The organism is Pseudomonadales bacterium (genome assembly GCA_024234615.1).
Classification (GTDB): domain Bacteria; phylum Pseudomonadota; class Gammaproteobacteria; order Pseudomonadales; family IMCC2047; genus JAJFKB01.
This window is the reverse complement of the sequence record JACKNY010000001.1, coordinates 46,297-58,425: the sequence shown is the minus strand read 5'-3', so window position 1 is coordinate 58,425 and position 12,129 is coordinate 46,297. Positions and strand designations below refer to the sequence as shown.

Annotated in this window: 10 protein-coding genes; 6 read left to right on the top strand and 4 right to left on the bottom strand. The window is 51.4% G+C overall.

Going from position 1 to position 12,129, the window contains the following annotated elements; genetic code table 11:
• The first annotated feature begins 21 nt into the window (after positions 1 to 21).
• The 3 genes from pstA to phoU all read left to right on the top strand — a co-directional run bounded on the left by pstA (position 22) and on the right by phoU (position 3,357).
• Positions 22 to 1,686 (top strand): phosphate ABC transporter permease PstA, encoded by a 1,665-nt coding sequence (gene pstA, locus H6995_00275; GenBank protein ID MCP5213430.1) that lies wholly within the window; start codon positions 22 to 24, stop codon positions 1,684 to 1,686.
• Between the two features lie 14 nt (positions 1,687 to 1,700).
• The gene (locus H6995_00270) at positions 1,701 to 2,558 is read left to right on the top strand and encodes a phosphate ABC transporter ATP-binding protein (protein ID MCP5213429.1); all 858 of its coding nucleotides are present in this window, start codon (positions 1,701 to 1,703) and stop codon (positions 2,556 to 2,558) included.
• Between the two features lie 79 nt (positions 2,559 to 2,637).
• Positions 2,638 to 3,357, top strand: coding sequence for a phosphate signaling complex protein PhoU (gene phoU / locus H6995_00265; GenBank protein MCP5213428.1), 720 nt, complete (start codon positions 2,638 to 2,640; stop codon positions 3,355 to 3,357).
• A 332-nt stretch (positions 3,358 to 3,689) separates the two neighbouring features.
• Here the strand turns inward: phoU and H6995_00260 are convergent, their stop codons facing one another.
• The 3 genes from H6995_00260 to H6995_00250 are packed head-to-tail and all read right to left on the bottom strand — an operon-like array spanning position 3,690 to position 8,511.
• Positions 3,690 to 4,610, bottom strand: coding sequence for a DUF4340 domain-containing protein (locus tag H6995_00260; GenBank protein MCP5213427.1), 921 nt, complete (start codon positions 4,608 to 4,610; stop codon positions 3,690 to 3,692).
• 15 nt (positions 4,611 to 4,625) lie between these two features.
• Entirely contained in the window at positions 4,626 to 7,541 is a 2,916-nt protein-coding gene (locus H6995_00255; protein MCP5213426.1) for a Gldg family protein, read from the bottom strand.
• Complete coding sequence (locus tag H6995_00250; protein MCP5213425.1) at positions 7,531 to 8,511, bottom strand: ABC transporter ATP-binding protein; 981 nt, start codon at positions 8,509 to 8,511, stop codon at positions 7,531 to 7,533. The genes H6995_00255 and H6995_00250 overlap by 11 nt, the downstream gene beginning before the upstream one ends.
• A 409-nt stretch (positions 8,512 to 8,920) precedes the next feature.
• Between H6995_00250 and H6995_00245 the strand changes: the two genes are divergently transcribed.
• From H6995_00245 to H6995_00235, 3 genes are all read left to right on the top strand, one after another.
• Positions 8,921 to 9,388 carry an Hsp20 family protein gene (locus H6995_00245; protein MCP5213424.1) on the top strand — a complete coding sequence of 156 codons (468 nt, stop codon included), beginning with the start codon at positions 8,921 to 8,923 and terminating at the stop codon, positions 9,386 to 9,388.
• Between the two features lie 38 nt (positions 9,389 to 9,426).
• On the top strand, positions 9,427 to 10,008 hold the full coding sequence (locus tag H6995_00240) for an Hsp20/alpha crystallin family protein (GenBank protein MCP5213423.1): 582 nt from the start codon (positions 9,427 to 9,429) through the stop codon (positions 10,006 to 10,008).
• Positions 10,009 to 10,093: 85 nt separating this feature from the next.
• Positions 10,094 to 11,455 (top strand): Do family serine endopeptidase, encoded by a 1,362-nt coding sequence (locus tag H6995_00235; protein ID MCP5213422.1) that lies wholly within the window; start codon positions 10,094 to 10,096, stop codon positions 11,453 to 11,455.
• Here the strand turns inward: H6995_00235 and H6995_00230 are convergent.
• Positions 11,452 to 12,090 carry a hypothetical protein gene (locus tag H6995_00230; GenBank protein ID MCP5213421.1) on the bottom strand — a complete coding sequence of 213 codons (639 nt, stop codon included), beginning with the start codon at positions 12,088 to 12,090 and terminating at the stop codon, positions 11,452 to 11,454. The two genes, H6995_00235 and H6995_00230, sit on opposite strands and share 4 nt — an antisense overlap.
• Positions 12,091 to 12,129 lie beyond the last annotated feature (39 nt).

Genomic DNA, 12,129 nt, shown 5'->3' with positions numbered 1-12,129 from the left:
TACTGTCTATCAGGTGCTGGAATGAAATTAAAATATAAAGCTTGGATTAAAAGCGGTTCACCCTGGATTTGGCTCAATGCCGGTGCTGTTGCGATCTGCGTAATTATGGTGCTGGGTCTGCTCGGATTAATTGCGGTACGTGGTCTCAGCCATTTCTGGCCGGGTGAAATCATGCAGGCCGAACTGATCGGACAGGATGGCTCTCGCCGTCCGGTTGCCGGAGAGATAGTGGAGCAAGAGCTGGTATCGGCCAAGCAAATTCGATCCTCCGGTATCCTCGTGGATCAGGATGTCGAGTTTTTAGAGCGCTATCTGTTAAAGGTGGGTAATCGCGACATCAGCGGTTCCGACTTCAGTTGGGCGCTACGCAACAGCCTGTTGAACGAGCGCTACCCGGGCGACCTGATGGCGGTGGAACGACGCGAATGGGGTAATTTTTATGGCTATTTGCTGAGCGTTAAGGAAGCCGACCGCTTAGTAGCTTCCGGTGCAGACGCCTGGGGTGCTTTGCAGGATCGCATCGCACGCGCTTTGGCTATCCACAAAGATATTATTCGCATCGAAAAAACCGATATCGGCAGCGTTAATTATCAGTTTGAGCGGCTCAGACTGAAACAACGCAAATTGGAATTAAAAGGCGAACTCAGCCCGCAGGCGTTGGCGGATATCGACGCCGCGAAAGCCGAACTCGACATCACTTATCAGCAACAACAGCAACAGCTCGTCGAGCTGTACGGCGAATTCACGCGCGATAGCATTGTCGTCGCCACTGCCGACGCAAAAGAAATTGAGATTAATCTGGGTAAAATAGTACGTGCCTATCAGCCTAACCGCATGGGTCTGTTCGACAAGATAGGCTTCTATTGCGCCAAGTTATGGGAGTTCGTTGCCGACGACCCCCGTGAAGCCAATACCGAAGGCGGTATTTTCCCGGCGATCTACGGCACTGTGCTGATGGTGATTCTGATGTCCATTTTTGTCACCCCCTTCGGCGTAGTGGCTGCAGTCTATTTGCGTGAGTATGCGAAACAGGGGCTGGTTACCCGCATCATCCGTATTGCCGTTAACAACCTCGCCGGCGTGCCATCCATTGTTTATGGTGTATTTGGACTGGGCTTTTTCGTCTATTTTCTCGGCGAAAAGATTGATCACCTGTTTTTTCCCGAAGCCTTCCCTTCGCCCACCTTTGGTACGCCGGGATTACTGTGGGCGTCCATCACCCTGGCATTACTCACCGTGCCGGTGGTAATTGTCGCCACCGAGGAAGGCCTAGCGCGGATTCCGAGAACCGTGCGCGAAGGCAGCCTCGCGCTCGGCGCCACCAAGTTCGAGACGCTGTGGCGCGTCATACTGCCCATGTCGAGCCCGGCAATGATGACCGGCCTGATTCTGGCCGTGGCGCGAGCAGCAGGTGAGGTGGCGCCGCTGATGCTGGTGGGTGTGGTAAAATTAGCGCCGTCGCTGCCCCTGGATGGCAACTACCCCTACCTGCATTTGGATCAGAAATTTATGCACCTAGGCTTTCATATTTATGATGTCGGCTTTCAAAGCCCTAACGTAGAAGCCGCCAGGCCGCTGGTCTACGCTACCGCCTTTTTACTGGTTGCCGTTATTGCCATTTTAAATTTCAGCGCAGTTTCCATCCGCAACCATTTACGTGAAAAATATAAGTCCTTGGAAATGTAATTATGAGTGAACCGATGGTTTCAGAAATCAACAAAACTAATAGCGAACGCGCCAGAACCCACGCTATTGACGTGTCAGCCCTGGATCGACGACCTCAAGTTTTGGATATCGATACCGAGGCCACCGCAATGAGCGTTAGCGACCTAAGCCTGTATTACGGCGCTAAGCAGGCGTTATTTGATATTCGCTTAACGATTCCCAAACAAAGAGTCACTGCGTTTATCGGCCCCAGCGGTTGTGGTAAATCCACGCTGCTGCGCTGTTTTAACCGTATGAATGACTTGGTTGAAGACTGTCGTATTTCAGGGCAAGTGCGCCTGGACGATAGCAATATCTACGATAAAAATGTTGAGGTCGCGGAGTTGCGCCGCCGTGTCGGCATGGTGTTTCAAAAACCCAACCCTTTTCCTAAAAGCATTTACGAGAATGTCGCTTATGGCCTACGCATTCAAGGCATATCCAAAAAACGCATTCTGGATGATACGGTGGAATGGGCACTTAAAGGAGCGGCGCTCTGGGAAGAGGTAAAAGACCGTTTGCATGATAACGCGCTGGGCTTATCCGGCGGGCAACAACAGCGGCTGGTGATTGCACGTACTATTGCGGTCGAGCCGGAAGTATTACTACTGGATGAACCAGCCTCGGCACTGGACCCTATTTCGACCTTAAAGATTGAGGAATTGATCTACGAACTGAAATCCAAATACACCATTGTCATTGTCACCCATAATATGCAACAGGCGGCACGGGTTTCCGACTATACTGCCTTCATGTACATGGGGAAAATGATTGAATTTGGGGATACAGATACGCTTTTTACCAACCCCAAAATTAAGGCGACAGAAGATTATATTACCGGACGCTATGGTTAGGGCCTGTACTATTCCCCTTACCCTAGCCCTCTCCCCAAGGAGAGAGAATTGATTGTCATTACGGAACTTGGAGCGGCACATGGCCCTGAATAAAGACACCTATTCACATCATATTTCACAGCAGTTTAACGATGAATTGGAGGCGGTCAAAAGCCGTCTGTTGGCAATGGGTGGGCAGGCGGAAAAACAACTGAGCGATGCCATTCACGCATTGATTGAAGCAGACAGCGCCTTAGCGGATCAGGTTTGTGAGAAAGATCGCAGCGTAAATCGCATGGAAGTAGATATCGATGAAGAGTGCCGCCGTATCTTGGCGCGACGTCAACCCGCGGCCAGCGACCTGCGTTTGGTCATGGCCATCAGTAAAGCCACTACCGATATCGAAAGAGTCGGTGACGAGTCCAAACGCATTGCGCGCTTAGCGATACAACTTTCGGAAACTGGTGAAGCGCCGAAAGGTTATGTGGAAGTTCGTCATATCAGCGAAAAAGTACGCCAAATGATGCACCAGGCGCTGGATGCCTTTGCCCGCTTTGACGTGGATCTGGCCCTGGAAGTCGCCAAAGCCGACAAAGACGTGGATGTTGAATACGCCACCGCAATTCGCGAACTGATTACCTACATGATGGAAGATCCACGCAGTATCGGCCGCGTTATGCACGTGATATGGGCGTTGCGTTCCTTGGAACGTGTGGGTGACCATGCCCGTAATATCGCGGAACAAATTATTTATCTGGTGAAAGGGACTGATGTTCGCCATATCAGCTACGAGCAAATGGAGGCGAAGGCGCAAAGCTGATAATCAAGCGTACGCAGAAAATCCAATTCTCATTCCGTTTCGGCACTTTCGGTCACAACCGATCACAACGTTTGATTCCAGGCTGCGTGTCATGGTAGCAATGGCTTTAAAGATGGCCGCACCGTCGTTGCTTTCCGTAATTTCGAAAATAATTGAACGATCTATTTTCAGCTAGTATTTGGTAATCTTATTCCACACACTATGGCGCTTGAGGCCGGGGTTGCCCGGCCCGGTGACTACCTGGTTTTGGTGCGAGGATTCAGCGCCGAGGACGCTTTGAATACGCCCTCGGTAACGCTGTTGACGGTTTAGGGTATTATTCCGATGGCCGCCTAGGATGAGCTATCCGGTTGCTCCTGCGTTTGGGTTTTAACGATCAGGTTGTCGCGTTGGATGGCCGTGATCTTTTCAAAGTCCGCTTTGCCCAATTCGAACACGGATTTGATGTCGTCGCGACTGACGTAATAGCGATCCTCCGCCTGGGAAAACCGATAACGCCAGGTTTTTTCACCAGCCTTTACCTCCAGACTGACCGCCTCTTCCGACACGGGTTTATCCGCCACCGATAACACCTGTAACGCGCTGAGCGCACCCGCCAGTTTCTGCGCTTTCTCCCGATCCAGCAGCAAATCAGCCTCTTCATCAGCCTGATCGCTGATGTGCCATTGCCCCTGCTGTTTTTGCAGCAGGTAGTCGTTGCCCTTAATTTGCTCAATATTTTGTGCGCTGAGTAATGACTTATCCAGCCATTCCGAATTTTTTGTCGGCAACTCGTACTGGCTGATTTGCGCACTGTAGACCTGCTCCGCTCCGGCTTTGCGCAGGTGCGTTTGCCGCAATCCGGAAGCCGCGCCGAGATACAGATCGCCCACCAATTGATCGCCTTGATAGAGCTCCACACGCCGTTGGTATTGATCAGGCGCTACCTCAAAGCGTGAATGGCTGGAGTCGCTGGTCGCCACCGGCCAACCGGTTTGGAGTCCCGCGAGCTTATCCAGTACCGACGTCAGTTTTACAGCATTGGCGGGAAGTTCCGCCAAATCCGGCAAACGCCATTGGCCTAGGTGTTTTTGCAATAGCGCACTGGTCTGCTGATCACTGATACGGATACGATCGAGCGCCGATATATCGAGGTTCAACAGCGGCTGCCCCGGAAGTTGACTCTGCGCTATATGGCCCTGTATCAAAAGTCCTGTGCTCACCAACAGTTGCAAGACTAACAGGCCGCTTAACCAAATTGTTCGTTTCTTCATGCTAAGCCTCCAACATTAGCTATTGTTTGTTAGAAGGGTTGCATAGCGCCGCGCCCGCACCTTTGCGACACGCCGCTGCACTAAGGCTACCAGTACCAACGCCAACGCCGCCAACGCATAATTCAAGTACTCCCAGAACAGCTGGCTTTGATGTGTAAGGGGCACGAGAGTGCGATTAAAATGCCCGCGGGAACGGATACTCGACAGCCCCGTATCTTCCAGTGCCCAATCCAGGCTGTTTGCCACCAGCTGCAAACTGTTCAGATATTCGCTGCCGCTGGCGGAACCGGCCAACTGAATCACCTGATCGCTCAGAAAATCATTGGAGCTGAAGAGAATAATGCGTGCCGACTCAGGCGATCTTTCAATCACACCGGAAAAGCTAAAGTCGCTTTCCTCCTTGCTTGCGGTTTGATCGGTTGTTTCAGCACCCTCTGCCTCCGGCGCATCAACATCTGCCAGTATTGGCGATTGTTTTCCGGCAAAATAGGAATCGAAGCGGCCGCTGCTAATCAGCCCCAGCAAATGCGCCTTAGTTTCGCCTTCGGACTGATACGTGCTGACGCCGTTATCGCCGACGCGCGGCATCACATCGGTTGAGTCAGAAAGCCAGGAGCGATCGGAGCTACGCAGCAGTTCGATCACTTCCCGTTGCCCCTGACGCTGTGCATCGAGCGTGATAGGCGAGGCCCAGGCAACCGTCAGCTGCGGCAGCTCGGCGGTAATCGGGCTTTGCGGCGCCAATCCCGGGTGCCTCAGATCAATAAAGTAGGGGTAATCCAGCATGCGCAATTCCTGAATCTGGAAACCGCCGATTTGTCGGGTTACCGGAATCGGGAAAGCGGCATTTTGCGGATCAAGCACCAACTTATTTTCAATCTGTAAACCCTGGAACGCTAACCATTTCTCCAAACCGCTGTTCTGCTGTAGCAAACTTAAACTGCGATTGTTCAGGCTGGCGCGATAGGGCGAAGTTGCCGCGACAACAGTACCGCCCTGCATCAAAAACTGGTCCACCGCGAACAGCGCTTTTTCATTTAAATTTTCCGGCGCCGCCAAGAGCAGAATGTCCGCGTCTCCTGACACCTGCCCATCGTCCAGATCCTCGCGTTGAATATTCAGTTCCGCGCCGAGAAAGGCTTCCAGTCGGTTAAAGCGGGAGCCACTCATGCCGTATTGGGGATACGCCGGTTCCGCTGCGGGCGTCACCAGGGCGACGGTTTTGGTGAAACCGCTGGAAAAACGTTTAACTGCGGCTTTGAGGTTACGCTCAAAGCTATCTTCGCTCAGATCGTCCAGCGGAATTTGCGCCAGCTGATTGCCCTTGGCTAAAGTCAGGTAAAAGTAAAAGCGCTCATTACTGAACAGATTGGTCGCCATGGGTTGAAAGCCATAGTCCGCCGCGATCTGTTGTCCGATCTTGCCGCCGTCGGCATCCGGATCGATAAAATGGGCCTGCAATCGTCCCTGCGCCTGTTGCTGCATATCGCGCACGATCTTTTCTACCTTACCTCTAAACTCAGCCAATTCTTTAGGCAGCGCCTGATCATCGGAAACATAGGCGTTAAAGGTTAATTCGCCCTTCACCGTATCAAACAGATTGCCGCCTGCCTGATAACTATGCAGCACTTTTTTGATTGCCCGAGTGAGGTCGTGCTCGGGGTTACGCAGTTTTACCTCCAGATCCGACTCGCTGCGCGCTTTCACCTCGATCAGATCTCTAAAGCCCAATACCTGATGTTCGTCGCCGTATTGCACCAGCACGTTAAAATAAGAACTGACAATGGCCGACTGGTAACGATCGGCCACCTGGAAGGGTGTTGCCTGAATGCCGTATTTCTGATTGGCCTCTTCCTCACGTTCCGGCTCTTTGATCGGATCGATAAACTCTACCCGCACCTTGCCTTGACCGGCAATTTCATACTCTTTGAGCAAATCCCGCAACTGCGGTACCAGCGGCGCGAGCAACGGATGTGTTTTGCTGCTGAAATAGCCGCGCACTAATAACGGTTCTTGCAGTTGTTGTAGATAACGCGTGGTGGCGCCGGAAAGGGAGTATTGGTTGCCGGCGGTGACATCAACCCGCAGCCCGCTGATCTGGCCTAACCACAGATTTGCGCAGAGTGCATTGGCAACCAGCAGCAGGGTCAATATACGCCACGCGCCGTGATGCGGTGTGCTGTTGCGGGCCGCCCAGCGTTCGCGTTCGAGCACATAGGTGTTGAGTGCCAAAAAGACGGCAATAATGCTCAGGTAATAGTAAAGATCGCGGAGATCAAGCACACCGCGGGTAATGGCGTCGAAGCGCGACCCGGTTCCCAGCGCGCGCAGCCATTCGCCCGCGCGATAGCCGACCAGATCGGTTAGCGTATTCGTACCCAATACAAAAAGTAACAGGCACAGCGCTGTCGCGCTGATCAAGCTAACGATCTGATTATCGCTGCGAGCGGAGACAAACAGGCCGATGCTCATGTAGGCCGCACCCAGCATAAAGGTCGCCAAATAACCTGCAAATACCGGTCCCCAATCCAATTCCCCTAACCAGGCAACGGTAATCGGCAAGGGCAGGGTTATCGCCAGTGCGATGATGATCAGCGTCAGACAACCGACAAATTTTCCCAGTACAAACTGCCAAAGCGGCGCCGGTTGGGTGAGCACATATTCCAGGGTTCCGGTGCGACGCTCTTCGCTCCACAGACGCATGGTCAGGGTGCTGGCTAAAAAGATTAACAGCAAGGGCATCCACTCGAACAGCGGCCGCACATCCGCAATATTACGCGAGAAAAAAGCCTCGCCCCAAAAAAATACAAAGAGCGTTACCACCGCAAAACTCGCCAGGAACAGATAGGCAATCGGCGAGGCAAAAAACAGCGTTATCTCTTTACTGGCAACACGAAAAATTAATGAACAAGCGGATGGGTTAGGCTGCATGGTTCAACTCCTTATCACGTTGTGCCGCCGTATGAACGTTGCTCACCTCACGGAACAAGGTTTCGAGGTCTTTCTTCTCAGTCTGTAGCGAGTAGAGTTCCGCCTCTGCCGCGACGATGGTTTTTGCCAGCATCGCGCTTATCTGTTCGAGCCCCTTCTCCTGCGCTACCCGGATGCGGTAATTGAAATAGCCAGGTTCGGCACCAGCGTTGTCATCGACCCCTTGCAACTCCTCTATACCGGCTATGTTTAGCAGTTTTTCTTTCGCCACGGATTCCGGCATGGAGGTACGCAGACGCAGATGATTGCTTCTGTGCAGGGCTTCCAACCTTGCATCAACCGCTAATTCCCCTCGGTGCAAAATCAGCACCCGATCGCATAGTGCTTCCACCTCCTGCATGATATGGGTAGACAGAATCACAGTTGCCTCGGCGGATAATTCCCGGATTAACTGTCGCATGTGGGTCGTTTGCGTCGGATCCAAACCGTTGGTGGGCTCGTCGAGAATCAACAGCTTTGGACGTCCGAGAATCGCCTGGGCCACGCCCACCCTTTGTTTGTAGCCTCGCGACAACGAGGCAATCGGCGCGAGTAACTTATCGCCGATATCCGTAGCGTTCACCACCCGTGCAATTTCGCGACTCTTGTCCGTTGCCGACAGGCGCTTCAAGGTTGCCGCATAATCCAAATAATCCGCTACCGTCATTTCCGGATAAATGGGTAAATTTTCCGGCAAATAACCCAGCCGTTGTTGCGCCTTTTTAGTTTCCAACACCAAATCCAGACCGTCTATCCGTATCTGCCCTTGATCGGGCTCCAGATAACCGCTCAGCATTTTCATGATCGTCGTTTTACCGGCGCCGTTATGTCCCAGTAGGCCGACAATCTCACCTTTTTCAATATTAAAACTGACTCGGTCGACAGCAATAAAATCGCCATAGCGACGAGACAGCTGACTGACTTCCAGCATCTTGTCCTCCGTATCAAATACGTGTTTAAAAATATTTGTAGAAGATTGAACCCACGCCGATTGCTAGGGGTTTTTTTGACTAGACAACGAGAGGCGGAGGGCGAGGGACGGGGCGATGCGGGTCAGCCGAAATAAACATTGCACTTACATTCCTTATTATCCGGGATGTTGTTAAAACGATGTATCAAACGAATGATCAGGCGATTAGATGGGGACAGATTAATAGAGTTCAACTCTTTTCCAGGTGAAAAGTTAGCCGCTTCCTACGCGATTAATTTTTTCAGGAATGAGGCCTTGAAATTTATTTCTGCGCACCTAAATAAATAGCATCACCGCAGCCGCTCAGCCTGAGTGGTTAGCGGGTAATTAATTGTTTTTATTACGTATTGCTTCAATTGGAGGATGTGTTATGAACACGATTGATTTAACCCCACTGTATCGCAGTAGTATCGGCTTTGATCGCGTTGGCGCCATGCTGGACAAGGCCCTGCGCGGGGAACAAAGCACTCCCGCCGACCCTGCCTACAACATCGAAATCCACGGAGAGAACCACTATGCCATACGTTTAGCGGTGGCCGGGTTTGAACAGTCGGAATTGGAAATACTTGCCGAAAATAATCTGTTGACGGTGCGCGGCACTAAAGCCGATAACAAAACCGAACACCAGTATATTTATCAGGGTATTTCCGGCCGCGCCTTTGAGCGTCAATTTAACTTGGCCGATCATATTGAGGTAACTGGCGCGGAGTTGCGCAATGGTCTGCTTACTATTCATCTGGTGAAAGAAATCCCCGAGGAGATGAAGCCAAAATCAATTGCCATCAACGCCTCGAAACCGCCGCTTGAGCAAAAGTCCGCTAAGACCAAAGTGGCCTGATATCGGTACCTACTCAACTCATTACAGGAGACAAGACGATGGACCTACAAAAATTGAACCCTTGGAATTGGTTTAAACATGAAGAGACACAGGCGCATAGCGGCGGGCAGATTCCCATTAAGCGGACCTCTGGCGAACTCGACCTGACAACGACAAATCAGGGTTTCGGCCCGGTGCAGCAGCTGCATCAGCAAATTGACCGCCTGTTTGATGATGCCTTCCGTGGCTTCGGCCTGCCCTCCGTTCGCTCAGCGCTGTTTGAGCCTGGCGGTGGGTGGGGAACGACCGCTTTTCGCCCCAGCCTGAATGTGTCCAGTGATAACGCCAGCTATCAGATTTCCTTGGAGGCACCGGGGATGACGGAAGCTGACTTATCTATCGAAGTCAAAGACGATATCCTGACGATTCAAGGCCAAAAGCAGGAGGAAAAGGAGAGCAAGGATCGCCACTTTTATCGGGTCGAGCGCAGTTATGGACATTTTCAGCGCACGCTGGCGCTGCCCGATGATGCCGTTGCCGACGAAATTAAGGCGACCATGAAGGACGGTGTGCTCAACCTTCTGATTCCGCGGCGTGAAGCCTCGGACGCTGAGGTTAAAAAAATCACTATCAATCACTAACCATAAACCCGGAGGAATCGTGACGGGCGGGCGGTTTTCCGCCGCCCGCTTTCTTCGATGTTACATTCCTGACAGGAGAACTTTCATGCAGCTGGCGCAACGTACTTGGTTCGCTCTGATATTACTTTTCCAGATAGCTTGGGTCCACGCCGCTTTACCACTAGAGGACAGCGGTGGCGGGAAACTACCCTCGTTAGCGCCGATGTTGAAAGAGGTCAATCCGGCGGTGGTGAATATAGCTACCTTTTCCAACCAGCAAGCATACAACCCGCTCTTGAACGACCCCTTTTTCAGGCGTTTTTTTAATATCCCGGATCAGCAATACCAACAGCCAGTACCGCAAAAACGCCAACAAAGTGCTGGTTCCGGTGTTATTGTCGATGCCAAAAACGGTATCGTCATTACCAATTATCACGTCATCAAAGGCGCCGATGAGGTACAGGTTTCTTTAGTAGACGGAAGATCCTTTACTGCTGAAGTGAAAGGCTCTGACCCTGAATTAGATACTGCAATTCTTGCCATCAAGGCGGATCAATTAAAGCAGGTGGCTCTCGCCGACTCTAACCTACTGGAAGTGGGGGATTTCGTAGTCGCCATTGGCAACCCCTTTGGCTTAGGGCAAACAGTAACCACCGGCATCGTCAGCGCCTTAGGTAGAACCGGTTTAGGGATTGAAGGCTATGAGAATTTTATTCAAACGGATGCCTCTATTAATCCAGGTAACTCAGGCGGCGCATTAGTTAACCTTCGCGGTCAACTAGTGGGTATTAACACCGCCATTATTGCCCCTGCTGGAGGTAATGTCGGTATTGGATTTGCCATTCCTATTAATATGGTAAAAGCCAGCATGCAGCAGATATTGGAGCATGGCGAAGTTAAACGCGGGCAAATAGGCATTGGTATTCAGGATATTACCGCGGAACTACGTGAAGCTTTCGATCTGAAAAATGGTCAACAGGGTGTGCTGGTAACGGGTGTTAACGAGGACTCTCCGGCAGAAGATGCTGGCCTCAAAGCCGGTGATGTCATTGTCGCCGTTGATGGCGTAAGCACTAAAGCTTCCGGCCAACTACGCAGTCAAATTGGTATCAAAGCCATCGGTGATAGACTCAATTTGACCATCATTCGTGACGGTAAATCTATGTCTGTATCGGTTAAAGTGGGCGACCCTCAACAGTTAAGTTCAATGAGCGGCAAACTCCATTCCCTACTAGAGGGTGCTCGATTTGAAAATAATCCAGATGGTGGTGGCGTACTGGTCTCCGGTTTGGCACCCAACTCAGCAGCGTCCTATAGTGGGTTACGCGCCGGTGATGTCATTGTCGGTGCAAACCGGATTCGAGTACGCGACTTAGAGACCTTTAAACAGGCGTTGACCCGTAACAGCCAGTCGGTGCTTTTGCACATTAACCGCAATGGGAGCTCGTTGTATCTGGTCATTCGTTAAAACTCGTATTCAATCAGTAGTCTGAGAGTTTGATTGGGGCTCTTCTCCTCCAGGCCGAAAATGACCCCAGTTTCCCAATGCAACTTACGGCGAATGCCGGTCTTAATATCACCCATTAAGACCGGCCCTATGGCCAGGGTGTCCTCGCCGCTATAGAGTTCCAGCCCAGGTTCGATCCAACGCGAATAGCGATAGCGCAGCTGTAGTCCCAGCGCCGTATCCAATTCATCCTCTATATCTCGCCCCCATTCCTGAGTCACTATAAAATTAGCGGTACCGCTCCATTGGCCCCATTCTCGCTCAAATAAAAGGCCTGTAGAAAACTCCCAAATATTGTTACCCTCCTCTTTTTCTAATTCGAAGAGTAAACCCCAATCAGCCCAAAACTGTCCCTGTTCCGTCAGTTGCCATTTTGCTTCCACCTCATAGGATTGAATCTCAAAACTTTCCTGATTGGACTTTGTTCCGCTCAGATAGATTTCGCCAAACCATCGCTCTCCCAGAGAACGTCCATAGGACAACAGGTACAATTGCAGATTATCATCAACACCCGGCTGATCATCTTGTAGAATCATACGATATTCAATTTCTTGCTCCAGCGCATCGACATAGGGATGGTAGATTTTGTTAACAATAGCCCCATCGGCTATCGCCAAGCGCACTAACAGCAGCCC